The organism is Marinobacter salicampi (assembly GCF_011074795.1).
Taxonomy (GTDB): Bacteria; Pseudomonadota; Gammaproteobacteria; order Pseudomonadales; family Oleiphilaceae; genus Marinobacter; species Marinobacter salicampi.
Window position 1 is genome coordinate 114,925 of sequence record NZ_JAAMPF010000036.1, and the last position, 24,413, is coordinate 139,337.

Below are 24,413 nucleotides of genomic sequence, written 5' to 3' on the forward strand. Positions count from 1 at the left end.
ATGGAACGACGTGAGCTATTGAAAATGGCGGCCGCCCTGGGAGCCTGGGGGCTTCCGGTGCCGGCTCTGCTGACCGGGCAACTTGCCTGGGCCAAGCCTTCAGGTGAAGCGGAACCGTTTGATTTCGCCTGGCTCAAGGGGCATGCCCGTGACCTGTCGTCACGACCCCATCAATCCCATGAAGGTGAATTGCCGGAAACTCTCAAGTCCATTTCATGGGACGACTACCAGAAAATCCAGTTTCGGCCCGAAAAAGCTCTCTGGCGGGAGGATGACCTGGCGTTTCAGGCCCAGCTTTTCCACCTTGGTCTGTTCTTCCAGACCCCGGTTCGTATTTACGAAGTGACCGATGGCGAGGCCCGGAAGATTCCCTACAATCCGGATTTTTTCAAATACAGCGGCGAAAATCCGCTCGGGGATCTGCCGGAAGACCTGGGCTACGCCGGGTTCCGGATCCAGTTCCATACCAATTTCAAGCTGGATCTGGCTGCTTTTCTGGGAGCCAGCTATTTTCGGGCGGTAGGGGAGGAGTTGCAGTACGGCCTCTCCGCCCGGGGTCTCGCTATTGATACAGGGCTGCCTGGAGAGGAGGAGTTTCCGGTTTTTACCGCTTTCTGGCTGGAGAAGCCCGAGCCCGGGTCCGGAAAACTGACGGTCTATGCCCTGATGGAATCGCCCAGCGTGACCGGGGCCTACGCTTTTGATCTGTTCCCGGGACGGGACATGGTGATGGACATCAGTGCGGCACTCTACCCCCGAACCAGCATTGAGCGGGTAGGTATTGCGCCTCTTACCAGCATGTATCAGGTCGGCGAAAATGACCGCAGGATGGGTTATGACTGGCGGCCCGAGATCCATGATTCCGATGGGCTCAGTCTCTGGACGGGCGCTGGCGAGTGGCTATGGCGGCCCCTGGTGAATCCGAGATCGGTGATGGTCAATAGCTTCGTCGATCGGAACCCCAGGGGTTTCGGCTTGCTTCAGCGGGACCGGAATTTCGATCACTACCAGGACGACGGCGTGTACTACGACCGCCGGCCCAGTGCCTGGGTTGAGCCTGGTGAAGACTGGGGCCGTGGTCAGGTGATGCTGGTCGAGATTCCCACCACCGACGAGACATTTGATAATATTGTGGCGTTCTGGAATCCGCAAGAGCCCCTGGCGCCAGACCAGGAGCATCTGGTGTCCTACCGCCTGACCTGGGGTGCCGAACCGCCACAGGCGCCTCATAGTCTGGCCAGAACGGTGGCCACCCGAACCGGGCTGGGGGGAGTGGTGGGTCAGGAACGAACCAAGTTTTCATGGCGGTTCGCCATAGACTTCGCGGGCGGGCCATTAACGATGTTGGGGCCGGATGCAGAGGTAGAAGCCGTCATCAACGCAAGCCGAGGAGGGGTGGAGATAACCTCAGCCAGGCCTCTTGAGGAGATCAACGGTTATCGCGCCATGTTCGATCTGGTACCCGGTGATTCAGAAGAGCCCATCGACCTGAGGGTTTATCTGCGCCTGGGTGACCAGCCGCTGACCGAAACCTGGGTCTATCAGTATACGCCGCCCCCGGAAGACGAGCGGACCCTTTACTGAAGCTCAAAGGGTAAACGAAAGCCACCGCCGGCACGGGCTTCATCCTGTGCCGGCCGGGCCTGGTTTAGCCATACTGTCGCTTGGCTTACTGCCTATTTCTGGTAATGACGAGCAGCACTGACAAGCTTTTTCGCCAGGTCGGCATCGTCGCAATGGTCAGCAATATCACTCAGGGTGATAATCCCCGTCAGGTCCTTGTTGCTGTCGTTGTTTAGCACAAGCAAACGCTGAACCTGCTGGTCAACCATGTTCTGGACCACATCGGTTACGTCGTCATTTTCGAAGGTGTACAGCACCCGTTCCGTGGCGATACTGCTGGCTTTGTCATTGGGGTTCTTGCCTTCGGAAAAGGCGCGTAAGGCGATGTCCCGGTCGGTGACCACTCCAACCACCTTGTCGTTGTTAACCAGGGGCTCAAACCCTGTGTTGTTGTCGCGCATGGTCTGCACGACCTCCTGGATGGTGACGTCCGAATCCAGATAATGGGGCCGTTTGGTCATTACATCTCTTACTTTCATGGTTAAGCCTCCTTTCTGCCTGAACCAATGGGGGCGAGAGACACGCAGCCTTGGCCGGCTGCATACTATGAAACTGATGGTTATCTCCGGAATTTCAACCGCCCCAGGCCGGTTTTTTTAACAGGCAGCGGAAGTCTTTTAGGTTAGAATCTGAGCCCGAACTTCGTCAGGACGACTTATCAATGGCCCTTCAGGCAACACCCTACAAGGTAAATCTCAACCTCTCGGATGTAGATCGGGACGTCTACGACAACCTGCGCATGACGGTTGCCCGACACCCTTCAGAAACCGAGCAGCGCCTGGCCTCAAGGGTGTTGGCCTATGGCCTCTGGTATCACGAGCGTCTTGAGTTTGGCCGGGGCCTGTCCGATGTGGACGAAGCTGCCTTGTGGCAGAAAAGCCTGGACGGGCGCACGGAGCACTGGATTGAAGTGGGCCAGCCCGATGCTGACCGCCTTGTCTGGTGCTCCCGTCGTGCCGAGAAAGTCTCCCTTCTGGTCTATGGCAGTACCCGGGTATGGGGCCCGAAAGTGCTCTCTTCAGTAAACACGCTGTCGAATCTGAATATAGCGGTTTTGCCAACTGAGCCGCTGGCGGCGTTGTGCTCCAAGCTCAACCGGACCATAGACTGGGGAGTGATGATTGCAGATGATGTGCTTTATGTAAGTAATGCTGAAGAACAGCACGAACTGCCCATTGAATGGCTGCAGGGAAACCGGCGCTGAGCTGGGGGTACAGGTAGTGAAGCTGGGGTTAATCGCTGGAATTGATAGCTGGAACCGAAATAAGGCATTTGCGGTGGCTTCCGGGTCCTGCTCATGAAGCCGGAAGCCACGCCTGGGTCAGGGACCGCTACAACTTGGGTCCGCCTCCCTTCCTTGAGTTCATGATCAAAGAAACCACGAAAAGAATGAGGAAGATAACGAACAGTATTTTAGCGATTCCTGCCGCGGTGCCAGCGATACCGCCAAAACCGAGTACACCCGCAATTATTGCGATAATAAGACATACGACTGCCCAATAGAGCATAGTTCCCTCTCCTCAGGTCTTCGGTCGCCTGGCGATCCTCGACCTATCCTTTGTGTTTGGTATGCATATTCACCATCGTAAAACCTGCTCGATAACGCAAGCACAAGCTGGGATTCTGACTACCTTTTAATGTGTTATCCATTTACATGTGCGTGCTGCTGGCGCTCAGCCACAGCAACAATACCAGCTCGCAGAACACGACGCTGGCGCCCAGGGCATCGCCGGTATAACCCCCAAGATCGGCTTTCAGGGCGCGACCCCAGGCCAGGAAGACCAACCCAACGCTGACCAATGCCGCCAGCGGCAGTGACGGCGCCCAGGGGGTCAGTGCGATACAGACCATTACGACAAAGGCGATGGCGGCGATCAATCGGGTCGTCGAGAAATGCTCGGCCACCGGCCTGCTCTTGCTGGTGTCCGGGTCTGTTACATACCTTAAGCCCCGCATCAACACCAGGGGCGCCAGACGGGCGATGCAAGGGGAAACCAGCAGAGCCAGCCAGATATGCTCAACCGCAACCAGAAGCGCCACCTTCAGGCCCAGGGCAAGAAACAGAGCTACACTGCCATAGGTGCCTATCCGGCTATCTTTCATGATGCGCAGACGGTCGGCGACGGTGTAGCCTCCGCCCAGGGCGTCGACACTGTCTGCGAGGCCGTCTTCATGGAAGGTACCGGTTAGCCAGAGGTGGAAACAGAGCACAAGCAGCAGGCAGACCAGCGTCGGCCAGAGGGCCGACACCAGGCTGAACAGCGCCGCATAACTGGCGCCCAGCAACAGGCCCACCAGCGGAAAGTAGACGCTGCTCTGGCTCATGAGAGCCGGTGTATAGTCAATACGGACAAGCATGGGAACGCGGGTCAGAAAGCCGACCGCAAGCCAGAAGGCCTGCCATTCTCGCTGCCAGACTGAAGACGGTTGCGTCGGCACTGGATCTACTGCTCCCGAATCTGCAAAAACGGCAGTTTAGTCGAAATGAACCGCTCCTGCTTGCGCGGGCCGGTCTCGGCTCCGTATTAACCCCTGGACAATGACAGTGTAGGATGGCCTGAACAGCGACGTAGAACACCTGGCTGGCATCCGAACTAGCCGGCAGGCAGAGGAATGATTATGGGGCTGGCCGATAACTTGCTGACCGGATTGCAGATTTTTTTCACCACCCTGCTGTTTCTGGCCGGCCTCTGGTTTGCTGTTCGCAACACAGACTGGCGCCGGTTGCGTTCCGATCAGACCCTACAGCATATGTTCTTCGGTTCAGCCGTTGTCCTGGGTTTTCTCTGGCAGTTGCGTGCCGGCATCTCCCCTGGCCTGACCATCCACATATTCGGTATGACCGTGGTGACGCTGATGATGGGCTGGGGCCTGGCGGTCTTTGCGGGTCTTCTGGCTTCCTTGATCGTGGTCATTACAGGGCGCGAGCCCTGGCACCTGTTTGCCGTCAACGGTTTTTTTACCGTTATGGTGCCGGCACTGGTGAGCCACGGCATCATGCTGTGGGAGCGCCGGCGGGATTTCCGTAATTTCTTTGCCTACATCTTTTTCTGCGGCTTCTTCGGGGCTGGCGCCGCCGTCGCGATCGCCGGTTGCGCCATGGTGGTGATGTTGTGGCTCGGCGGAGCCTATACCTGGGAGCACCTGGTCCACGAATACCTGCGTTACCTGCCCCTGATACTGATACCCGAAGGCTTTGTGAACGGCGCCATTGTGACCGGCCTGATGGTGTTCCATCCGGACCGTCTGCTCACCCTCGACCAGCGCCGTTACCGACCACACTGATAGTGCGCAAGTCTGGCTCGTGCCAAGGGGACGGAATCAGACACCCTGCCAGGTTGGGTTGGAGGCAGGGTGTTGTCGGGGTACTGGCAGGGACTTTCCAGGCAAGCCTGGGCCTAGGATGGCTGTGATTCAGCCTCCTGGCGGTGCTTCCAGTCCTGGTAGGCCTGGAGGTCATTTTCCACAACGCCCAGGCAGACAGCGATCACAGCGGCATCGTCCATCAGGCCTACGCCTAGGATCATATCAGGGATCAGGTCGAGAGGGTTGAACACGTAGAGTAGGGCCCCGGCAATGGCTGCAATGCTCAGCCACGGCACGGCCCGGTAGTTTCCTTTCCAGTAGTCTCCCACCATGTCAAACATTAAACGGATGTCGGTGAGAAAACGGTTCAGCCGGCTGCTTTTGCGGGCCTTGCGCTCGACATTCTCCCGGGCCGCCATCACCGCTTCCAGATCTTTGCGGTCTATTTTCGCTGACTCTTGCTCCAGAGCTTCATTGGCTGCGTGGTCGGGGATAGCCATAATCTTTATCCTCCTGATATCAGTGTGCGACTGTGCGCTATCAGGATGATGCCATAGAAGCCGGCTTAGTTCAGTGAAGATTGGCAAGGGTCAGGCCGGACCTTCTGCTCAATGGGGCTTTTTCGGGTCGCTCTTGTGGGAGTCCCGGTAAACGAAGTAGCCAACGCCTCCGAGGAACGCAAACATGAGTAAAACCGTGCCAATGCCTGCCAGAACAACAGTATCCAAATACATGGGTATCTCCTCAGAACATGTGTCTGAGGCCAGATTACGACGCCTGCCGGGGCTGCTTCTTGATCCGGGTCAAGGAATGCCGTCAAATGAAATGACCCTAGACCCCGGCGGGCTCGTCTTCCCGGGTCCTGGCCCGTTTCCGTCCACTGCCGGGCTTGATCAGAGAGCCGATAACACGGTTCCTGCCCTCAGCCTTGCCACGGTATAGTCGCGTATCGGCAGCAGCCAGCAGCGATCTTAGGGAGACGCCGTCGAAGCCATACTCGGCGACACCGACACTCATGGTGAGCTCGATACACCGCCCCTGATTATGGAACGGTGAGTGTTCCAGCGTGTGGCGGAGATCTTCGGCCACCTCCATGGCCAATTGGCCGGAGGTGTCCACCAGGATGATGCCGAACTCTTCGCCGCCGAGGCGGCAGGCGAGATCGGTGGCGCGGAGCCGACGTGACAGCAGGTTGGCAACGTAAACCAGGGCAGCATCGCCCGCTTCATGACCAAAGCGGTCGTTAACCTCCTTGAAGTAGTCCAGGTCAATCACCAGCACTGATAGGGGTGTCTTGTCCCGCTGGGCCCGACTTTTTCCCGCTCGAAAATGTCCTTGAAGCGGGCCCGGTTGGCGAGCCCTGTCAGAAAGTCAGTTTGCGCCATGAGCAAAAGGCGGAGCTCGGAGCGTTCCCGGCTGACTTCGTAGACGTGGGAGAAGGCCAGAATGGCAAACGAGACGATGGTGATATTGGCAATCGCCAGCTCCTCCATCAGGGCCGGGTCGTCGCCATGCTTGAAAAAGAAAATGACGCCGGCGGTAGCCATAAAGAAGAGGGATACGGCAAAGCCGAGCTGGCGCCCCAGTAGGAGGTGGGAAACAATGGGGATCAGCAGGACCCAGGCAAAGACCGTAGCAGACGACCGAGGTACCCACATGGCGAACATCATCGCTATGAAAAAGGGTATGACAAAGGCCAGTATCCAGCGCTCAAGGTGCTGGACGTGCCGGGTTTCGACCAACAGGAAAATGGCATAAGCCGCCATGACAAGCTCGACCATAGCCAGTTCGAATGAGCCAAACAGGATATTGAGCCCGGCAAAGAAAATGCCGGCACAGAGGGTTATCCAGAGGAGCGTCGTGAAAACCGCTTTTCGATGCGGCTGCGCAAGACGAATTGCGGTATCCGGCATGGCATCCACACCCTTTGCTCACTGATTCTTGGCGGTCAAGAGGCTAAGCTAAAGCAGTGCACCTGGCCTGACAAGGGGATAAAACCGGTGCCTCGGCTAAGTCTTTGACTGTCGCTATGAGCGACATAAAATATGACATTTTTTTAGACTAAAGTATTAATCGCATGGGGAAGGTGAACAAGGGCGAGCAGGTAACGGGCTTCAGGGTGAGGGGGTTCATGGTTGACCCGGCCGACTTTTTGCTCAGGGCGCTGGTGATAGCCCTGTTTGGCCTTTTGGTGGCCTGCAGCTCTGCTCCGGACAAGGAACAGCCCGGCGCTTCAGAGGACGCGCCCTTGACCAACACCTACTGGAAGCTGATGGAAATCGGCGGTGATGAGGTACCAGCACTGGAAAAAGCCCGGGAGCCCCACCTGATCTTTCTTGACGATGGCCGGGTCCTGGGCCATACCGGCTGCAATACGTTGAACGGGCAGTACGGGGTCCAGGAGGGTCAGGTGCGGTTTCTGGCCATGGGCGCCACCCGTATGGCCTGTCCTGACTATAGATCAGCCGAGTCGGCTTTTATCCAGGCCCTGGAGCAGACCCGGGCCATGGGGATAGAAGGCCGGCACCTGAAACTGATGGGCAAGGACAACGCTGTACTTGCGGTTCTGGTGGCCACTCATCTGAAGTAGTGTGATCGGGGCTCTGACGGCGGCTTCTGGAAACTCTGTACCGTTCAGTTAGCTGACTGGCTGTATCTGCCGGCAAAGGCTCCGATCTGCAATTATCTCATGGTGAGCAATGCGTCGGGCAGGCTGGCCCTGCGGCGTAGCGCTTCAGTCAACCAGGAGAGTGACACCATGAGTACCGTTAATGGCAGGCTGAAAGCCACCCTAGTAGTCTGGCGGCAGCGTGCCTCGAACCGCAGAAGCCTGCGGGCGAGGCTTCAATGGGGCAATGCAGTACAGATAGAGCGCGACATCGGTGTGGTGCCTGGAACGCTCATCCGCGAGGCCTACAAACCGTTCTGGCAACCATGAGCTGCGTGGGGAAATCAGGGCGGCTCGCTGATTCCTAAATCACCAGGGTTGCGCACTTGGCCGTACTGGCGACCCGATGCGCCACACTGCCAAGGAACATACCGTCCCGATCGCTGTTGGTGCCACGCGTACCCACAACGATGAGATCCACGCCTTTGGACTCTGCAAGCTCGACAATGGTTCTGGAAGGCTTTCCGCTTTTCACAAATCCCCGAACGCCGGTTGCGCCCTTTTCCGTGGCGTGGGTCTTGGCCTGTTCAACCACACTTTCCGCAAACTCTGAAAGTGCTTCGTCGGGAATCTGTATCTGGCTGGGCCGGCCCATCGATAGGGACGCCTCGAACAGGCTGTGATGCTTATAGACACAGAGCAGCAACAGCTCGGCCCCGGTCAGTTTTTGAAGCTCGACAGCCTTGTCCAGCGCCCGGGTGGCGGACTCGGAGCCGTCGATTGCAACCAGTATCTTCTTGAACATCGGTTACTCTCCGTAGACGCTATGGGTGCTTTAACGGAATGCCATGTCACGCAGGAAAAGCGCGATTTGCGGGAATGCGATCAGCAAGCCAGCCGCAGCAACCAGCATGAAGATGAACGGCGGCGTGCCCCGTATCACTTCCCAGTAAGGCCGTTTGAAGATGGCAATGGCAGTGAATATATCGCAGCCAAAGGGCGGTGTTGCCGATCCTATGGCCACCTGAAGCGTAATCAGTACACCCACAAGCACCGGGTCCAGTCCGGTGGCCTGGATAGCCGGCGCAAAGATGGGCGTTAACACCAGAATGACCACGATGGGATCAACAAACATACAAGCCACAAAAAAGGCGATACAGATGGCGATAAGCACACCCGTAGGTCCGGCTTCATTAACGCCGACGGTTTCCAGTATGGCCTGGGGAATCTGAGCAAACGAAATAATCCATGAAAAGCCGTTGCCGACCGCCACCAGAATGAACACCACCGCCGTGATTAAGCCGGTCGATTTGGCGATTCGGTAGATGTCGGGCAATTTCAGAGAGCGGAATACCACGAACTCCAGAAAGAATGCGTAAAGAACGCAGACAGCCGCTGCCTCGGTGGGACTGAAGATACCGCCATAGATACCGCCGACAATGATGACCGGGAAAAACAGCGGCCAGGTAGCGCCCTGAACGGAACGGGCCCGCTCACCCCAGGTGGATTTTTTTTCGGTGGGCACGTTGTGGCGGTACGCATAAATCAGGCAATAGATGGAAAACATCAGCAGGATCATCAGGCCTGGGCCGATACCGGCAATAAACAGCTCGGCAATGGAGGTCTCGGAAATGACCCCGTAGATAATCATCCCGATGCTGGGCGGAATGAGAAACGCAATATCACTGGCGTTGATGATCAAGGCCAGAGTGAAGGAGTCCGAGTAACCTGCTTTGAGCATTTTTGGCCGAAGCGGAGAGCCTACGGCGACCACTGTTGCTTGGGTTGAGCCGGACACCGCGCCGAACAGGGTGCATGAGGTGGCGGTGCTGATGGCCAAGCCTCCTTTTACATGGCCAATGAACGACATGACCATGTTGATCAGCCGGTCTGCCGACTGACCCCGGGTCATAATATCTGCGGCGAGTATGAACATGGGTACGGCGATCAGGGAGGCGGGTCGAATACCCCCCATCATCTGCTGGATAAACGTGCCTGTCTGACCAAAGCCATCGAACATCATCACGAAGCCCACAAGGGCAGCTGTAATGAGAGGGACCATCATCGGGAAGCCTAGCAGCAGCAGCCCGATCATGATGAGCATGAGAGTCGTCGCCATGAATACGTCCTTCCTGTTTACTGGGGCTGAGCGTTCACACTTCTTTTTCTGTATCGGCGTAACCATCCACCACACCGGTGGAGAGGTATACATCCTTGGCCGTGAAATTCTTAATGGCTGTCAGAAAATACTGGATACCGGTAACGGCGAAGCCTATCGGAACCCATACATAGATAGTCCAGATCGGGATTCCCAGGGCAGGCAGAATTCGGCCACGGCCGTACAGGGTCTCTACGTAGGCATAAGACCAGTAGCAGAGGAAAAACATGATGCCGGCGGTAAAGAGCGCAATGAAAATCATCAGAATTTTTCGCCCCAGTGCGGGCAATGCGTCATAAATGGCTGACATACGGATATGACGGCCGTGTCTGGCCGCGTAACCAATACCCGCGAAGGTAATCAGGATAATCAGGATGCGGTTGATTTCACCGGCAAAGAAAAAGCCTTCACCAAACACAAAACGAGCAACGACGTTGACGCAGGTATTGATCGCCATCGCCAGGACACCGGCGGCAAGCATGACTGCCTCGATCTTGCTGATAACTACATCGATGGTACCCAGGATGCCGGGCAGGCCCGACTCGAAGGTTCCCGTATCGTCGTCGGTGGCGGGATTTTCACTCATGGATTCTGCTCCGTGGAATGGCACCCGGCCGTCAGGTTACGGCCGGGCCCCGAAGCACCACTGGGCAAGCTGGTGCCGGGGAATGCGCCGCTTACTTGTCCTGAACTTCTTTCAGATCTTCCTTGAACTGGTTGAGAAGCTCCTTGCCGCTTTCACCAGTCATTTCGATGAACTTCTCTTCGACCTGAGGCGCGCGCTCCTTGAAGGCTTTGATCTGTTCTTCATCAAGACGGGTCACGGTGACTTCGTCGCTGGCTTCCTTGATCTTCTCAAGGGATTCGTCGGCCAGACCGTCGATATGATCGATGATTTCCTCAAAGGCGTAGTCGGCTGCGTCCTGGATCAGCTTCTGGTCTTCCTCAGACAGGCCGTCGTAGAAATCCTTGTTGGCCATGGAAGCGGTGGTGAACCAGCCATGACCGGTGAAAACCAGGTTCGGCGACACCTCGTAAAGACCGCCTGACTCGATCCAGAAGATCGGGTTTTCCTGGCCCTGGATCATGTTGGTCTGCAGAGCACCGTAGACCTCGCCCCAGGGCAGAGGGGTTGGGGTGGCACCAAAGGCACTGTAGGTTTCAGAAAGAAGCGGGTTGGTCATGACCCGTATCTTCTTGTTATTAAAGTCTTCAGGCTTGGTCACCTTCTCATCTACGGTTACAACCATTTCGCCTTCCGGATACATCTTCAGAAGCTCAAGCCCTGCTTCTGCATAGAGCTCGGGGAAATCTTCATTGATCGCTTCGCTCTCACGGAAGAACTCGATCACCGTGTCCATGTCCGTGGGCATCAGATAGGGAATGAAGAAGATCTGGGCTTCGGGAATCAGTGAGCCGGTGAAGCCGGGTGACTGATTGACGAACTGCAGGATCCCGGACTGGGTCTGCTCCATGATGTCATCGGACTCGCCCAGCTGGCCAAAACGGTAGACTTCCAGCGTGTGGTCGGAATTTTCCTCGATGTATTCCTTGAATTTATAGGCGTACACATCCTGAACGTCGCCCTCGTATTCTTCGTGGGCATAGCGCCAGTTGGCAGCGTTAACGGAATTGGCAGCACTGACGGCTGCAAACGCAAACGCCGAAATCCCCGCGAGTTTCTTCAGTTTCGTTAGGTTACTCATCTGATTTTTCTCCGCTGGTTATTAGTAAAGTTACCCCATACATTTGTTAAGAGTGGTAAAAAAATGACGTTTCCGCAAGAAAACTGTGAAATTCATTAACAGAACGTCAGACTTCGACTCATCAAAAATCCTGATTTCGGCTTTAACGTCCGGCTGCTGACCGACACCCATTCTCTGGCTGGCATTCACCAGGTAACTCGGCTTAAGCTAGGGCAGGGGCAGATCACAGCGTTCCTGTCTTACTCGACTCGCAAGCGGATGTCGTCGACCATGACCACCAATACGATCGAAATTAACCGGCTTCGCTACCCCATGGACGATGGCAAGCCGGTGTGGCTGTTCGGCTACGGGTCGCTGATTTTCAAAGCCGACTTTCCTTACCTGGAGCGCCGCGAAGCGCGCATTGAAGGCTGGTCCCGCCGCTTCTGGCAGGGCTCCTATGATCACAGGGGCACGCCAGAAGCCCCGGGCCGGGTAGTAACCCTGATTGAAGAAGAAGGCGCCTGCTGTCGTGGCATGGCCTACCGGGTATCGCCTGAAGTTTTCACTCATCTGGATTTTCGGGAAAAGAACGGTTATCTCCGCTTCATGGTTGCCATGCATTTTGCCGACAACCGACAGACCCAGGGCTTGCTTTATATTGCTGCCCCGGACAATGCGGCTTTTCTGGGCCAGGCCCATGAGAGCGAGATTGCGGCCCAGATTGCCCGCTCACGGGGGCCCAGCGGCCCCAATGACGAATATGTGCTGAAACTGGCTGAAGCCCTGCGGGAGCTGGGGGATCACGACTCCCATGTGTTCGAAATAGAGCGCCATCTGCTGGGTGAGGAGTAACTCTGGCTCTGGGTCGAAAAGTGGGTGCACCCCGGGCGCCTTTTTTCGCTATGATCCATGGCTAAGAGCCGGATGCCCCCGAAACGGGCAGGGCCCTGAACATCTGAAACAAAACCCAAAACGGATGTCATCATGAAACGCATAACAACTCTGGCAATGCTCGGGGCCATGCTCTGGGCGACGGCAACCTTCAGTACCTCGGTGCTGGCACAAGAAACCTACACGCTGAAACTGGCTGAAACCTGGGGACCGAATTACCCGATTCTGGGCGAGGCTTCGCGCAGTATGGCCCAGATGGCCGAAAAAATGTCCGGCGGCCGTTTGAAGATCCGGATTGATTCATCCAACAAGCACAAGGCGCCTTTCGGTATTTTCGACATGGTGAAAGCCGGTCAATACGACATGGGGCATACCGCGTCCTATTACTACAAAGGCAAGATCCCCAACGCGATGTACTTCACTACCGTCCCCTTCGGGATGCTGGCCCAGGAACAATATGCCTGGTTCTACTATGGCGACGGCATGGACCTGATGCGCAAGGTCTACGAGCCCCATGGCATGCTGTCGTTTCCTGGTGGCAACACCGGCAATCAGATGGGCGGCTGGTTCCGTGAAGAAATCAAGGGCCTCGACGACCTCAAGGGCCTGAAAATGCGTACGCCCGGTTTTGCGGGCGAAGTCATGTCAGAACTGGGCGTGGCCGTGACCAATATACCCCCCGGCGAACTCTATACTGCCCTTGAGCGTGGCACCATCGATGCCCTCGAGTGGGTAGGTCCGGCGCTAGACCTGGATATGGGCTTCCATCAGATAGCCGACTACTATTATTCCGGCTGGCAGGAACCGGGTGCTGAGGTGCAATTCCTGATCAGCGAGAAGAGCTGGGCGAAGCTGCCGGAAGAGCTGCAGGAAATACTCCGGGTGGCCATGCGCACAGCTGCTTACGATATGTATGCCCAGAGCATGCACGTCAGTGGCCAGAACTGGAGCAAGATGCGGGAGGACTACCCTAGCGTCCAGGCCAAAACGTTCCCGCCCGAGGTGATTGATGCCCTGAGGGAAGCGACCGCGAAGCTGCTGGCGGAAGCAGCAGAAAAAGATCCTCTGGCCAAGGAAATCATCGACTCCCAGCGGGAGTATCTCCAGAGTATCCGCAAGTGGACCAATATCTCCGATCGCGCCTACCTGAACACCATCTCCATTATTGAATAGCCCGGCCCGTTGCTTGACCTGAGCAACAGCTAAAGTCGGGCCTTCTCCACCCATTCCGGTTCTGGAATGGGTGGAATTCTACCCATTTTCCCTCCCGGTCTGCCTGCCTCCCACGTCGGCCCCGTTGTCCTGTAAGGTTTTTTGGCATCTGGCCCAGCCATTGCTTTGGTAGGGACACGAACGTCTCGTCGACGTCGGTTCATCCAAAACAATGACAATCTCTGGAGCCAGATATGAACAGGACCCTCGCCTTTACCACTGCTGCACTCGTAGCCTCTGTTACTACCTCCGGACTGGCTAACGCCCAGGACCGCTCCGGTTGGCCTGATAATTTCACCGTTGGCACCGCTAGCCAGGGCGGAACCTATTTCGCCTATGGTTCAGGCTGGGCCAACTTCGTGGCCGAGAACCTGGATGTGTCCGGCGGCGCCGAGATAACCGGGGGCCCTGTGCAGAACATGGCATTGGTACACACCGGCGACGTGGGTTTTGGCCTGACCACCATGGGCCCGGCCCGGGAAGCCCTGGAGGGCAACAGCCCGCTGGCTCCGGGCATGAAAATGGACAATGTTTGCGCCATGTTCCCCATGTACCAGACCCCCTTCTCGGTAACGGCACTGAAGGACTCCGGCATTACCTCTATCTCTGAGATTCCGGATGGCTCGACCATTGGCTTCGGCCCGTCAGGGTCCACATCAGACAGTTACTTTCCCCGCATGATGGGCACCCTGGGTGTGGAATATGAACGCCGTAACGGCAGCTGGTCTGATCTGGGCGCCCAGTTGCAGGATGGCCTTATCGATGTGGTTGCCTTCGCCGCCGGCATTCCCATTCCCGCCGTCAGCCAGCTCGAGGTCCAGACGGACATCAACATCATCGAGTTCACCGAAGAGGAGATGGAGAAGATCACCGCTGAATTCCCGGTATCGGAATTCACTATACCTGCCAGTACCTACAGTTCGCTGGAAGAGCCGGCCCGTGCCGTCTCCATGTGGAACTTCGCCATTGCCAACTGTGATCTGCCGGAAAGCTTTGTCTATGAAGTCACCAAGCTGACCATGGAGAACAACGACAAGATGATGTCCATCCATAAAGCCGCGCGGTCGACGGTGCCAGAGAACGTGGACAAGAACACCGTGCTACCGTTTCACCCGGGCGCTGCCCGCTGGTTTAACGAGAATGGCCACGAAATCGAAGACAGCATGATCAAGTAAATTCTTGGGCAAGTCACGGGGCCACAGCGGTGGCCCCTGGATTTTATTCTGACCGGCAAAGACCGGTGAGCCGTCATTTCTGTCAAGCCAGGTGAGCCATGACATCCGAAAAACAAGATCTGCCTCCAGCAGCCACCGCAGACGACCTGGTTATTGTGCAGGGGGTAGATGAAGAGCCAATAGAGCCCAACCGCCGCCTGTACAGTGGCTGGCAGCTCAAGGCGGTTGCCTTTCTGGCCATCGTCTATTCCTCGTTCCACCTGTACACGCTCAATGTGTCGCCCTTGGAGACCTGGTCGTTCCGGATCATCCACGTGTGCGGCGCCCTGATTCTCGGCTACATTCTGTTCTCCGGGGCGCGCTTCACCGAGGAGGGTGTGAAACGCCGCAATGCCTGGACCACCCCTGCCGGCCTGGTTCTGCTCCTGCCCGCACTCTATGCCCTGTGGCAGACGGGGGTCATGTACCGGATGATTCTGGAAGGCACCATGCGGCTGCCGCCAGAGCTTGAAACCTGGCATTTCGGCTGGCCCCTGCTGGCGGCTACGGGCCTCGGCATCATCGTGAGCTGGTTCCACCAGCGCGACCGTTCCCTGTTCAGCTACCCGGACCTGGTGCTGATCGTCTGCTCCATCGCAACCGCGGCCTATTTCCTGGTGGTGTATAACACCTCCATGCGCATGACCACCGGTACCTCCTTTGCGCCCATTGGTATCTCCTTTGCAGCCATAGCTGGCACCGCCCTGATCATGGAGCTGACCCGGCGCCTGACCGGCCTTGCACTGGTAATTATATCCCTGGTGTTTCTGGTGTATGTGTTCGCAGGCCCCTACCTTCCGGGCTTCCTGGGCTATCCGGGGCTGTCGGTGCAGCGCTTTTTCAGTCAGGTGTATACCGACGCCGGTGTCCTCGGGCCAACCACGGCGGTGTCCTCGACCTACATTATCCTGTTCATTATCTTTGCGGCGTTTCTGCAGGCATCGAAGGTGGGCGATTATTTCGTGAACTTTGCCTTTGCTACCGCGGGCCGCTCCCGGGGCGGGCCAGCCAAGGTCTCCATCTTTGCCTCCGGCCTGATGGGCATGATCAACGGCACCAGTGCCGGTAACGTGGTCTCAACCGGGTCCCTGACCATTCCGCTGATGAAAAAGGTGGGTTACAGCCGCAAGTCGGCAGGTGCTGTCGAGGCGGCAGCCTCCACCGGCGGGCAGATCATGCCGCCGATTATGGGCGCGGGCGCGTTCATCATGGCGGAGATCACCGGCATTCCTTACACCGAGATTGCCATTGCCGCAATCATACCGGCGATACTCTATTTCGCCTCGGTATACTTCATGGTGGACTTTGAGGCCGCCCGTACAGGGATGCGCGGCATGCGCAAGGACGAGTTGCCACAGCTGCGCAAGCTGATCAAACAGGTGTACCTGTTCATCCCGATCATCATCCTGATCTACGCCCTGTTCCAGGGTTATTCAGTGATACGCGCCGGTACCCTGGCGACGGTTTCTGCTGCGGTGGTGAGCTGGCTGTCGCCCAACAAGATGGGCATAAGGGCCATTCTGCGCGCCCTTGATCTCGCCAGCATCATGGCGATCCAGATCATCGTGGTATGCGCGGCGGCCGGGGTGATCGTCGGCGTGATTTCACTGACTGGCGTGGGCGCCCGGTTCTCATCCCTCCTCCTGGGCGTGGCCGAAACCAGTCAGCTGCTGGCGCTGTTCTTCGCCATGTGCATTTCCATCCTGCTCGGCATGGGGATGCCAACCACAGCCGCATACGCGGTGGCAGCCTCGGTGGTGGCGCCCGGCCTGGTGCAGTTGGGGATTGATCCGCTGACCGCCCACTTCTTTGTGTTCTACTTTGCTGTGGTGTCTGCCATTACGCCCCCGGTGGCCCTGGCGTCCTACGCCGCAGCAGGGATATCCGGTGCCAATGCCATGGAAACCTCGGTGGCGTCGTTCCGGATCGGGCTGGCGGCGTTTATCGTGCCCTTCATGTTCTTCTACAACAGTGCGCTATTGATGGATGGCACCTTCATGGAAATCGCCCGGGCCCTGGTAACCGCCACTTTCGGAGTCTACCTGTTGTCCGGTGCGGTGCAGGCCTGGTTCATGAGCCAGCTTGCGGCCTGGTATACCCGTATCCTTCTGCTGGTCGCCGCCCTGCTCATGATTGAGGGCGGGCTGGTGACGGATCTGGTCGGCATCGGCGCCGCTGTTGCCGCGTTCCTGCTCCAGAAACAGCGAGGGAGGCAGCAGCCGCTTACCCAGGCATAGCAACAGACTGCCTGCAGGTCAGCCCTGCAGGCAGGCTCCGCTACTGGTCGTGATGCCGCCCGCCTTGTGCCATATTTGCGCAGTGACTAGTCTATCGGCTGTTCCTGACCACTGAGCATTCATGAACTATCGAATCTGGGCATTGCTTTTTTTGTGTCTTACTGCGGTGCTGGCCTGGCAGCTTGGGGCCTGGGTCGGCTACCGTCTGGTGGAGCAGGAGGCCCTGGAAGAATCTTTCCGCTACCGGCAACTGGTCGCCAACGAACTGAATCGTTACCGGCCAATGCCGGAACTGATGGCAGAACATCCGCTGTTGCAAAGGCTGCTGGAACGCCCGTCAGACCAGCGGCTGATCCTCCAGGCCAATGAAGAAATGAAGCGTATGGCAACCATCGTGGACAGTTCCGACGTTTACCTGATGGATCGGACGGGGCTCACCATCGCGGCCCACAACTACGACCAGAGCAACAGTTTTATCGGCCGGCGTTTTGACTACCGTCCCTATTTCAGTGAGGCCATGGCGACCGGCGAGTCGGCCGTGTACTTTGCGCTTGGCGTAACCTCCGACCTCCGGGGGTTGTACTTCTCTCATCCGGTCAAGAACGACGCGGGGGAGATTCTCGGTGTGGTGGCGGTCAAGATCCAGGTGGATGAGCTTGAGTCCCAGTGGCTGCGTCCGGCCTCGTCGGCCAATGCCGAAATGGTGGTGCTGGACGGGGATGGCATCAGTTTCCTGGCAAGCCGGGCGGAGTGGCTCTACCGGGACTTCACCCCGGACACCTCCAGTGCCGATAATCCCGCCCTGCAGCAGCGTTACCCGGGCCGCGAGCTGACCAATATGGACGTGCTTGAGGTGAACAGGAAGCTGACCATGACATCAGGAAGCTCCAGTCTGGTACTGCTCAATCTGGACGGGGTCAGGCGGGAATATCTGAGTACCCAGACGCCGCTGCCCAGGCTGGACTGGAATCTGCGGGTCCTGATTGGTACCGGTCCGGTGCTCTGGACCCAGATTCAGTTCCTCACCGGCGGCCTGATGCTGTTCCTGGGTGGTTTCCTGACCTGGTTGTATGTTCGGGAGCGTTACCGCCGGGAAGCTGAACTCGCCCAGCGGGGCGAGCAGCTGGAGAAGCGGGTCACAGAGCGTACGGCGGACCTGGAAGCCTCAAACAGGCGGCTGCTGGCCGAGATCCGTCAGCGGGAGGCGACCCAGAATGAGTTGAAGGCAACCCAGCAGGAGTTGATCCAGGCAGCCAAGCTGGCGGTGCTGGGGCAGATGTCCGCGGGCCTTAACCATGAAATGAACCAGCCCCTCACTGCCATCCAGGCGTACGCCCGCAACAGCCGGCGCTTCCTGGAAAGGGGCAATGCCGAGATGGTGGACGCCAACCTCGCTGAAATCGTCACCCTGTGCAATAAAATGGCGGAGCTTACCCGGCAGTTCAAGGTGTTCGCCCGCAAATCCGAAGGCCCGCCTGCCACCGTAGACCTGCGCCTGGCAGTGGATGCCGCACTCAAGATCATCACCGCCCAGGATAGCAGTGAGGGTGTCCGTATCCGCTGGCGCCGACCCGACCACGGGGTTATGTGCCACGGGGACCTGATACGGATAGAACAGGTATTGGTCAACCTGATGGCCAACGCCATCCAGGCGGTTGAAACCGTGCCGGAGCCAGGTATAACGATCAGCATCCACGACGGCGGCGACCACTGGCAGTGTTGTGTGGAAGATAACGGTTCGGGGTTGCCGGCAGACAGCGACCAGGTATTCGAGCCGTTCTTCACCACCAAATCCGTGAAGCAGGGCCTGGGCCTGGGTCTGTCGATATCCCGCCAGATCGTGGACGCCCTGGGGGGCACACTCACCGGTCATAACCGCGCCGACGGACCCGGTGCAGTGTTTGTCCTGACGCTGGCCAAACCAAGGAAAACCCCATGACACGAGCGACGGTAATTTTCATTGATGACGACCCCGACATCCGCCAGGTCATGGCCCAGACCCTTGCCCTGGAAGACCTGGCGGTGGCCTGTTATGCCGCAGGCGCCGATGCCCTGCCGGAGATCACAGCGGACTTTGAGGGCGTGGTGCTGTGCGACTACAACATGCCCGGTATGGACGGGCTGGCGGTTCTGGCGGCGGTACGCAGGGTGGACGACGCCATTCCGGTTATCATCCTCACCGGGCAGGGGGATATCAGCACCGCTGTGAATGCCATGCAGTCAGGGGCCTACGATTTCATCGAGAAACCGTTCGAGCATGATGAGCTGATCGAACTGCTGGCCAGGGCCCGGGAAAAGCGCCAGCTGGCCCTGGAAAACCGACGCCTGAAAGCCCAGTTGCGCATGCTTGCCCGGCCTGGGCCACGGTTGTTGGGGGACTCGCCAGTCATGCGCAAGCTGATGGCGACCATAGATCCCCTGCTGGGCATTTCCGCAGATATCCTGCTGCGCGGGGAAACCGGCGTGGGCAAGGATGCCGTCGCCCGTTATATCCACGAAAACAGCCCGCGGCGGGATCATAACTTTGTCGCCATAAACTGCGGTGCAGTGCCGGAGAACCTGATCGAGAGTGAGCTTTTCGGCCATGAGCACGGAGCCTTTACCGGGGCGGACAAGCGCCGCATCGGCAAGTTCGAGCACGCCCATAAAGGCACCCTGTTTCTGGATGAAGTCGAGAGTATGCCGATGCCCCTGCAGATCAAACTGCTAAGGGTAATTGAGGAACGCAAGGTCGAGCGCCTGGGCAGCAATACGCCGCTGGCGGTGGATGTGCGGATTCTGGCGGCCACCAAGACGGATCTGAAGATCCTGAGTGATGAGGGCGATTTCCGGGCTGACCTTTACTACCGGCTGAACGTGGTCCAGCTGGATATTCCGCCGTTACGGGAGCGCAAAGAGGACATTCCTGTCCTGTTTCACCACTTTGTGCTCATTGCCGCGGCCCGGTACGATCGTGAAAGCGTGCCTCTGAATGCCAGCCAGGCGGCCCGGCTGATGCAGCACAGCTGGCCGGGCAATGTCCGGGAGCTGCGTAACCTGGCTGAGCGTTACGTACTGCTGGGCCCTGCGGCGCTCATTGAAGACCAGAGGCTCCCGGCCCGGGATCTGACAGGCCTGCAGACCCTGGCGGAAATGACTGACAGCTTCGAGCGTGCTGCCCTGATGAGTGCGCTGAACATCGCCCAGGGCAGCATCAAGGACACCATGCTGCAACTGGGCCTGGCCCGCAAAACCCTGTACGACAAGATGAAAAAGCATGGTCTGGATAAAGCCGATTTCAAGGACTAATAATGACCGATTTCGATACGCCCCTGTCCCGGAACAATACCCAGGCGGTGAAATTTGATGCCCGCAAGGCGGTGTTCGGTACCGACGAGGTGATTCCCCTGTGGGTCGCCGATATGGACTTCCCCGCCCCGGCGGCGGTGACCGAAGCCCTGGTCAACCGGGCCCGGCACCCGGCTTACGGCTATACCCTGTTCCACGAAAGTCTCTATCAGTCGTTGATGGGCTGGTTCGAACACCGCCACAACTGGTCCATAGACCGGAGCTGGCTGATGATGGCGCCGGGCGTGGTGCCGTCGCTGCATGCGGCGGCGCTGGCCTTTGCGCAACCCGGGGAGGGCGTAATCGTGCAACCGCCGGTGTACTTCCCTTTCTTCTCGGCGGTGACCCAGACCGGGCGACGGGTGATTGAAAACCCCTTGCGCGAGCGTCCCGGCGGCGGCTATGAAATGGATCTCGAGCATCTTGAGGTCTGTGCCCGGGACGGCGCTCGCGTGCTTTTCCTGTGTTCACCCCACAACCCGGTGGGCCGTGTCTGGACCAAAGACGAGCTCCAGTCTGTACTGGCAATCGCCCGACGCCATGGGCTGGTGGTCATTTCCGACGAAATTCACTGCGATCTGGTTTATCCGGACAAGCCCAGGCATACCGTTCTGGCCACTCTGGCGAGCGAGCAGGATCAGCTGATAACAACCGTTGCGCCCAGCAAGACTTTCAATATTCCCGGTCTGGGGCTGTCCAGCCTGGTGGCTCCAGACCCTGCCCACCGGGCGGCCCTTAAAAAGGTGTTTGACAGCCTGCACATAGGCCAGTGCAATCCGTTCAGTGTCGCCGGCTTCGAGGCCGCCTACCGGCAGGGCGAAGCCTGGCTGGACGAGCTGATGCACTACCTGAAAGGCAATCGTGACTTTGTGGCGGCGTTCGTTGCGGAGTATCTGCCGGATATCCGACTGGTGGAGCCTGAGGGGACCTATCTGCTCTGGCTCGACTGCCGCGCCCTGGGGTTAACCGATGACGGGCTCAAGGCCTTTTTTGTACACGACGCGGGGGTTGGCATGAACCCCGGGTTACAGTTCGGTACCGGTGGCTCGGGCCATATGAGGATGAACATCGGAGCACCGCAGGCCTTGCTTGAACAGGCGCTGGTTCAGATCAGGGAGGCCTATGGCAGGCTCTAGGGCTCTACGGCTTGGCACGCCACTTAATCGCCCATGGGCTTCTGTAATGCATAAGGCCCGGCATCTGTACTGCCGTAATGCCGGTGATCTCTGGCATGATGGGCGGATGCCTACTCTACTCAATACTAGCGGACGAGACCTGTGACGCTGGCCAGCGATAGTATCTGGCTCAGGCTGATGCCGGTCACCTTTGTGCTGCTGTGGAGCACCGGCTTTATCGGTGCCAAGTTCGGCCTGCCTTATGCCGAGCCGTTTACCCTGTTGTTCTACCGCATGCTGCTGACGCTCACCTGTCTGGCAGTACTGATGGCATTTCTCAAACCGAGCTGGCCGGCAAGCCTGCGCCAGGCTCTTCACCTTGGGGTGACCGGGCTGCTGGTGCACGGGGTGTATCTCGGCGGCGTGTTTTCGGCCATTGAGGCCGGTATGCCCGCCGGACTGACGGCGCTGGTGGTTGGCCTGCAGCCTCTTCTTACCGGCGTGCTGGCGGTGCTGGTGTTCCGGGAACAGATAGGCGCAAGAGTCTGGCTGGGTTTGTTGATGGGCCTTGCCGGTGTGGTCATGGTGCTCGGGGAAAAAGTGGCACCGGACTCCGCCGGCCTGTTTGATGGCTTCCCGTTATGGGCGGTATTCTTTGCCCTGGGGTCCCTGGTGGGTATCTCGGCGGGCACCCTTTACCAGAAACGATATTGCGGCAATACCGATCTGATCACCGGCGCTTTTGTGCAGTACTGTGCGGCGGCCATGGCCTTCGGGCTGCTGGCGGTTACTCTGGAAACCATGGAAGTGCAATGGACTCCCCAGCTGTTTTTCGCCCTGGGCTGGCTGGTGCTGGTGCTGTCCCTGGGGGCCATCGGCCTGTTGCTGGCCCTGATTCGCCGCGGCGCTTCAGCCCAGGTGGCCAGTCTGTTCTATCTGGTCACGCCGGTTACGGCACTGGAAGCCTGGCTCCTGTTCGATGAACAGCTGGGCTGGCTGGCCCTGTTCGGCACAGCCATAACGGTGGCCGGCGTCTACCTGGTCATGACCCCCCGAGCATTGCCCCGGGCGGCATCGCCGGCGAAAACCGAATAGCCACAACCTGGAAACAGGCCTGATCAGGTCTCGGTATTTGACGAGGCTTCGTTCAGCAACTCCGGCTTCTTGAGGGCCCGGGCAAAAAGGTCTTTCTCTTCAGCAATGGCCAGAGCACATTGCTCGGCCAGTTCTTCGGACAGACCACTGACGCGTTTCTGCAAAAACACGGTCACTTCCTCCGACAGCTCCAGGATGCGGTCACGGGCATCGGCCTCGGCCTTGGAGGAAAACAGCATCTTGTCGGCATTTTTCAGCGCCATTTCCAGCCCGTCCCTTTCCGAGTAATAAAGTGCTTTAACTGCCATGCATTGAATCTCCGGTGGGTTACCGGACACAGGCGTGCCGGTAAGACAGTTCATTCAGGACGGCAGTGTATCATACTGTTTTTATATACAGCATCCCCAGAACAAGCCTGAGCGAACTCAGGGCCCCCGGGGGTCACTCTGCCTGGCCACGCTCCGCCCCGGCCTTCTTCTTGAGTTTCTCTATACACTCGGCAAAGGTCCGGCTGATGCGGATCTGATCCCGAATCATGGGAATACGAGGCCAGGTGGCCTGTTCGCCCAGGCGGATGTACATGGCCAGATCCTCCATGCTCGGATTGGACAGGATCTTGCGGTACAGGGCAGGTCGAAACGGAAAGTGAATGTTGATGTCACCGAGGTAACTCTGGGTGGTCATGGCATGGGCCTGCTCCAGATACGGCCTGACCAGGGTGGAGGACCAGGTATTGCGGGTCAGCTCCAGTGCGACCGATACCTGCGAATGGAGCAGCGACAGGCCTGCCTGTTTGAGTGACGCCTTTACACCACGCTCATGGTGATGGCTGATAAACGGTACCACGTGGGGGTTGGCCTGGCTTACGATGGTCTTGTTGATATTGTGCAGTCGTGCCATGCGCATCAATGGCAGATCGCCATGGACGCTACCATCCATCCAGCGTTCTGTCGGCATGTAAGGGCGGACGGCGTCGCCGCCCTTGAGCCGGTCCCGGGCCTTGAGCATGACCGAGGGATAGATGCCCGGCACGGCACAGGACGCCAGCACGGCGGAGTCCACCAGCACTTCAGGCGATGCCAATTCGTTTAGCAGCCTGGGCTTTTGCCGGGTCCGAGTGGGAGAGACAGATATGTTAAGCGTACGTCCGCTTCGTTCCGAGGCCTCCCCGAAACTCCGGCTGCCCAGGTTGGTAAGGATATGCTTATGAAGGTGCGACTGGTCCATGATCGCGCCTTTATTCCAGATCTTTCTCGGGGATAGCCAGTCAAAGGCATCCCGATGAAGCGTCTCGGGATCTTCGAAAAAGTCCTCGAGCTCGTCTTCGGTCCGGTTGCAGATGGCGCCTGCGATGATCGCTCCCATGCTGGAGCCGGCAATAACCCGCGGTAGCAGATCCTGGCGCCAGAGTGCCCGCGTGACTCCCAGGTGATAGATGCCGAACGCAGCGCCGCCGCTGAGCATCAGGGCCGGCCTGCCATACACTCGTTCAGCAGCGCGGAACAGGCGGAGGCTTTGCTCTGAGGACATGCCTGGCATCGGGTTGTCGCAGATAAAGCGCATCGACCGTTCCACTTCCAACAGAAACTCGGTCGCCAGATACTTGGTGCCGGTGCGGGCAACCGCGTAGAGGTCCGGATTGGACAGCTCGCCCAGGTGCCGGTACAGGCTCTCCTGCAGAACCCGGGTCAGGGTCCGGGTCTCGCCGTTTTTCCGGTGCCGCCGCATGGCCTTCATGTGATCACGGATGAGTTCTTCGTGAAGTAACTCGGTGCCAGTCTCCTCCCGCCAGGCGAGGTGCCCGTCCAGCTCATCCAGAGCCTCGGCGGCAAAGAACCATTCTTCATATGTCTGGGCGTCATCAAGCTGACGTTGAAGCCTTTTGTAGCGTTTATCTGTGTTAGCCATGACGCCACCTTAACCCACCAGGGTGTTGACT

At 58.1% G+C, this 24,413-nt stretch carries 26 protein-coding genes; 13 read left to right on the forward strand and 13 right to left on the reverse strand.

The window, feature by feature from the left end:
- Positions 1-1,584, forward strand: coding sequence for an OpgD/OpgG family glucan biosynthesis protein (locus G7W63_RS18405; RefSeq protein ID WP_207308996.1), 1,584 nt, complete (start codon positions 1-3; stop codon positions 1,582-1,584).
- 92 nt (positions 1,585-1,676) lie between these two features.
- Here the strand turns inward: G7W63_RS18405 and G7W63_RS18410 are convergent, their stop codons facing one another.
- Positions 1,677-2,102 carry a CBS domain-containing protein gene (locus G7W63_RS18410; RefSeq protein WP_166261860.1) on the reverse strand — a complete coding sequence of 142 codons (426 nt, stop codon included), beginning with the start codon at positions 2,100-2,102 and terminating at the stop codon, positions 1,677-1,679.
- Between the two features lie 182 nt (positions 2,103-2,284).
- Here G7W63_RS18410 and G7W63_RS18415 point away from each other — a divergent pair, with 182 nt between their 5' ends.
- On the forward strand, positions 2,285-2,827 hold the full coding sequence (locus G7W63_RS18415; RefSeq protein WP_166261862.1) for a YaeQ family protein: 543 nt from the start codon (positions 2,285-2,287) through the stop codon (positions 2,825-2,827).
- A gap of 127 nt (positions 2,828-2,954) precedes the next feature.
- Here the strand turns inward: G7W63_RS18415 and G7W63_RS18420 are convergent, their stop codons facing one another.
- Both G7W63_RS18420 and G7W63_RS18425 read right to left on the reverse strand, forming a co-directional pair.
- A complete protein-coding gene (locus tag G7W63_RS18420) occupies positions 2,955-3,131 on the reverse strand; it encodes a DUF1328 domain-containing protein (protein ID WP_166261864.1) in 177 nt (58 codons plus the stop codon).
- 142 nt (positions 3,132-3,273) lie between these two features.
- Entirely contained in the window at positions 3,274-4,062 is a 789-nt protein-coding gene (locus G7W63_RS18425; RefSeq protein ID WP_242634491.1) for an adenosylcobinamide-GDP ribazoletransferase, read from the reverse strand.
- 180 nt (positions 4,063-4,242) lie between these two features.
- Here G7W63_RS18425 and G7W63_RS18430 point away from each other — a divergent pair, with 180 nt between their 5' ends.
- Positions 4,243-4,908 (forward strand): energy-coupling factor ABC transporter permease, encoded by a 666-nt coding sequence (locus tag G7W63_RS18430; protein WP_166261866.1) that lies wholly within the window; start codon positions 4,243-4,245, stop codon positions 4,906-4,908.
- 113 nt (positions 4,909-5,021) lie between these two features.
- On the opposite strand, the gene G7W63_RS18435 is transcribed toward G7W63_RS18430, so the two are convergent.
- The 4 genes from G7W63_RS18435 to G7W63_RS20065 form a co-directional block, all read right to left on the reverse strand.
- Complete coding sequence (locus tag G7W63_RS18435; RefSeq protein ID WP_166261868.1) at positions 5,022-5,429, reverse strand: YkvA family protein; 408 nt, start codon at positions 5,427-5,429, stop codon at positions 5,022-5,024.
- A 108-nt stretch (positions 5,430-5,537) separates the two neighbouring features.
- Positions 5,538-5,663: a cytochrome c oxidase subunit CcoM gene (ccoM, locus tag G7W63_RS20140; protein WP_278185433.1), complete on the reverse strand. Its 126-nt coding sequence runs from the start codon at positions 5,661-5,663 to the stop codon at positions 5,538-5,540.
- Between the two features lie 97 nt (positions 5,664-5,760).
- On the reverse strand, positions 5,761-6,210 hold the full coding sequence (locus G7W63_RS20060; protein WP_242634492.1) for a GGDEF domain-containing protein: 450 nt from the start codon (positions 6,208-6,210) through the stop codon (positions 5,761-5,763).
- The gene (locus tag G7W63_RS20065) at positions 6,201-6,842 is read right to left on the reverse strand and encodes a hypothetical protein (RefSeq protein ID WP_242634493.1); all 642 of its coding nucleotides are present in this window, start codon (positions 6,840-6,842) and stop codon (positions 6,201-6,203) included. The genes G7W63_RS20060 and G7W63_RS20065 overlap by 10 nt, the downstream gene beginning before the upstream one ends.
- Before the next feature lie 164 nt (positions 6,843-7,006).
- Here G7W63_RS20065 and G7W63_RS18445 point away from each other — a divergent pair, with 164 nt between their 5' ends.
- Positions 7,007-7,519 carry an META domain-containing protein gene (locus tag G7W63_RS18445; RefSeq protein WP_166261870.1) on the forward strand — a complete coding sequence of 171 codons (513 nt, stop codon included), beginning with the start codon at positions 7,007-7,009 and terminating at the stop codon, positions 7,517-7,519.
- Between the two features lie 168 nt (positions 7,520-7,687).
- Positions 7,688-7,867 carry a hypothetical protein gene (locus G7W63_RS18450; protein ID WP_166261872.1) on the forward strand — a complete coding sequence of 60 codons (180 nt, stop codon included), beginning with the start codon at positions 7,688-7,690 and terminating at the stop codon, positions 7,865-7,867.
- A 34-nt stretch (positions 7,868-7,901) separates the two neighbouring features.
- Here the strand turns inward: G7W63_RS18450 and G7W63_RS18455 are convergent, their stop codons facing one another.
- From G7W63_RS18455 to G7W63_RS18470, 4 genes are all read right to left on the reverse strand, one after another.
- Positions 7,902-8,342, reverse strand: a complete 441-nt coding sequence (locus G7W63_RS18455) for a universal stress protein (protein WP_166261874.1) — start codon at positions 8,340-8,342, stop codon at positions 7,902-7,904.
- Positions 8,343-8,372: 30 nt separating this feature from the next.
- The gene (locus tag G7W63_RS18460; protein WP_166261876.1) at positions 8,373-9,656 is read right to left on the reverse strand and encodes a TRAP transporter large permease; all 1,284 of its coding nucleotides are present in this window, start codon (positions 9,654-9,656) and stop codon (positions 8,373-8,375) included.
- A 34-nt stretch (positions 9,657-9,690) separates the two neighbouring features.
- Positions 9,691-10,281, reverse strand: coding sequence for a TRAP transporter small permease (locus G7W63_RS18465; RefSeq protein ID WP_166261878.1), 591 nt, complete (start codon positions 10,279-10,281; stop codon positions 9,691-9,693).
- A 91-nt stretch (positions 10,282-10,372) separates the two neighbouring features.
- Complete coding sequence (locus G7W63_RS18470) at positions 10,373-11,401, reverse strand: TRAP transporter substrate-binding protein (protein ID WP_166261880.1); 1,029 nt, start codon at positions 11,399-11,401, stop codon at positions 10,373-10,375.
- 270 nt (positions 11,402-11,671) lie between these two features.
- Between G7W63_RS18470 and G7W63_RS18475 the strand changes: the two genes are divergently transcribed.
- The 8 genes from G7W63_RS18475 (at position 11,672) to G7W63_RS18510 (ending at position 22,474) form a co-directional block, all read left to right on the forward strand.
- Positions 11,672-12,235, forward strand: a complete 564-nt coding sequence (locus G7W63_RS18475) for a gamma-glutamylcyclotransferase (RefSeq protein ID WP_166261882.1) — start codon at positions 11,672-11,674, stop codon at positions 12,233-12,235.
- A gap of 156 nt (positions 12,236-12,391) precedes the next feature.
- Positions 12,392-13,447, forward strand: a complete 1,056-nt coding sequence (locus G7W63_RS18480) for a TRAP transporter substrate-binding protein (protein WP_423202304.1) — start codon at positions 12,392-12,394, stop codon at positions 13,445-13,447.
- Positions 13,448-13,680: 233 nt separating this feature from the next.
- Positions 13,681-14,661, forward strand: coding sequence for a TAXI family TRAP transporter solute-binding subunit (locus tag G7W63_RS18485; protein ID WP_166261886.1), 981 nt, complete (start codon positions 13,681-13,683; stop codon positions 14,659-14,661).
- 98 nt (positions 14,662-14,759) lie between these two features.
- Positions 14,760-16,937, forward strand: a complete 2,178-nt coding sequence (locus G7W63_RS18490) for a TRAP transporter permease (protein WP_166261888.1) — start codon at positions 14,760-14,762, stop codon at positions 16,935-16,937.
- Positions 16,938-17,058: 121 nt separating this feature from the next.
- The gene (locus G7W63_RS18495; protein WP_166261890.1) at positions 17,059-18,876 is read left to right on the forward strand and encodes a sensor histidine kinase; all 1,818 of its coding nucleotides are present in this window, start codon (positions 17,059-17,061) and stop codon (positions 18,874-18,876) included.
- Positions 18,873-20,225: a sigma-54-dependent transcriptional regulator gene (locus G7W63_RS18500; protein ID WP_166261892.1), complete on the forward strand. Its 1,353-nt coding sequence runs from the start codon at positions 18,873-18,875 to the stop codon at positions 20,223-20,225. The genes G7W63_RS18495 and G7W63_RS18500 overlap by 4 nt, the downstream gene beginning before the upstream one ends.
- 2 nt (positions 20,226-20,227) lie before the next feature.
- Entirely contained in the window at positions 20,228-21,400 is a 1,173-nt protein-coding gene (locus tag G7W63_RS18505; RefSeq protein ID WP_166261894.1) for a MalY/PatB family protein, read from the forward strand.
- Positions 21,401-21,577: 177 nt separating this feature from the next.
- The gene (locus G7W63_RS18510) at positions 21,578-22,474 is read left to right on the forward strand and encodes a DMT family transporter (protein ID WP_166262403.1); all 897 of its coding nucleotides are present in this window, start codon (positions 21,578-21,580) and stop codon (positions 22,472-22,474) included.
- A 23-nt stretch (positions 22,475-22,497) separates the two neighbouring features.
- On the opposite strand, the gene G7W63_RS18515 is transcribed toward G7W63_RS18510, so the two are convergent.
- Both G7W63_RS18515 and G7W63_RS18520 read right to left on the reverse strand, forming a co-directional pair.
- A complete protein-coding gene (locus G7W63_RS18515; RefSeq protein WP_166261896.1) occupies positions 22,498-22,782 on the reverse strand; it encodes a YebG family protein in 285 nt (94 codons plus the stop codon).
- Between the two features lie 133 nt (positions 22,783-22,915).
- Positions 22,916-24,382, reverse strand: coding sequence for a DUF3336 domain-containing protein (locus tag G7W63_RS18520; protein WP_166261898.1), 1,467 nt, complete (start codon positions 24,380-24,382; stop codon positions 22,916-22,918).
- Positions 24,383-24,413 lie beyond the last annotated feature (31 nt).

Coding starts and splice junctions, on each gene's coding strand:
- G7W63_RS18410 (WP_166261860.1), bottom strand. CDS start 2,102: ATGAAAGTAAGAGATGTAATGACCAAACGGCCCCATTATCTGGATTCG.
- G7W63_RS18455 (WP_166261874.1), bottom strand. CDS start 8,342: ATGTTCAAGAAGATACTGGTTGCAATCGACGGCTCCGAGTCCGCCACC.
- G7W63_RS18450 (WP_166261872.1), top strand. CDS start 7,688: ATGAGTACCGTTAATGGCAGGCTGAAAGCCACCCTAGTAGTCTGGCGG.
- G7W63_RS18520 (WP_166261898.1), bottom strand. CDS start 24,382: ATGGCTAACACAGATAAACGCTACAAAAGGCTTCAACGTCAGCTTGAT.
- G7W63_RS18480 (WP_423202304.1), top strand. CDS start 12,392: ATGCTCGGGGCCATGCTCTGGGCGACGGCAACCTTCAGTACCTCGGTG.
- G7W63_RS18510 (WP_166262403.1), top strand. CDS start 21,578: ATGCCGGTCACCTTTGTGCTGCTGTGGAGCACCGGCTTTATCGGTGCC.
- G7W63_RS18500 (WP_166261892.1), top strand. CDS start 18,873: ATGACACGAGCGACGGTAATTTTCATTGATGACGACCCCGACATCCGC.
- G7W63_RS18420 (WP_166261864.1), bottom strand. CDS start 3,131: ATGCTCTATTGGGCAGTCGTATGTCTTATTATCGCAATAATTGCGGGT.
- G7W63_RS18485 (WP_166261886.1), top strand. CDS start 13,681: ATGAACAGGACCCTCGCCTTTACCACTGCTGCACTCGTAGCCTCTGTT.
- G7W63_RS20065 (WP_242634493.1), bottom strand. CDS start 6,842: ATGCCGGATACCGCAATTCGTCTTGCGCAGCCGCATCGAAAAGCGGTT.
- G7W63_RS18495 (WP_166261890.1), top strand. CDS start 17,059: ATGAACTATCGAATCTGGGCATTGCTTTTTTTGTGTCTTACTGCGGTG.
- G7W63_RS18515 (WP_166261896.1), bottom strand. CDS start 22,782: ATGGCAGTTAAAGCACTTTATTACTCGGAAAGGGACGGGCTGGAAATG.
- G7W63_RS18460 (WP_166261876.1), bottom strand. CDS start 9,656: ATGGCGACGACTCTCATGCTCATCATGATCGGGCTGCTGCTGCTAGGC.
- ccoM (WP_278185433.1), bottom strand. CDS start 5,663: ATGTATTTGGATACTGTTGTTCTGGCAGGCATTGGCACGGTTTTACTC.
- G7W63_RS18435 (WP_166261868.1), bottom strand. CDS start 5,429: ATGGCTATCCCCGACCACGCAGCCAATGAAGCTCTGGAGCAAGAGTCA.
- G7W63_RS18445 (WP_166261870.1), top strand. CDS start 7,007: ATGGGGAAGGTGAACAAGGGCGAGCAGGTAACGGGCTTCAGGGTGAGG.
- G7W63_RS18405 (WP_207308996.1), top strand. CDS start 1: ATGGAACGACGTGAGCTATTGAAAATGGCGGCCGCCCTGGGAGCCTGG.
- G7W63_RS18475 (WP_166261882.1), top strand. CDS start 11,672: ATGACCACCAATACGATCGAAATTAACCGGCTTCGCTACCCCATGGAC.
- G7W63_RS18430 (WP_166261866.1), top strand. CDS start 4,243: ATGGGGCTGGCCGATAACTTGCTGACCGGATTGCAGATTTTTTTCACC.
- G7W63_RS18415 (WP_166261862.1), top strand. CDS start 2,285: ATGGCCCTTCAGGCAACACCCTACAAGGTAAATCTCAACCTCTCGGAT.
- G7W63_RS18505 (WP_166261894.1), top strand. CDS start 20,228: ATGACCGATTTCGATACGCCCCTGTCCCGGAACAATACCCAGGCGGTG.
- G7W63_RS18470 (WP_166261880.1), bottom strand. CDS start 11,401: ATGAGTAACCTAACGAAACTGAAGAAACTCGCGGGGATTTCGGCGTTT.
- G7W63_RS18465 (WP_166261878.1), bottom strand. CDS start 10,281: ATGAGTGAAAATCCCGCCACCGACGACGATACGGGAACCTTCGAGTCG.
- G7W63_RS18490 (WP_166261888.1), top strand. CDS start 14,760: ATGACATCCGAAAAACAAGATCTGCCTCCAGCAGCCACCGCAGACGAC.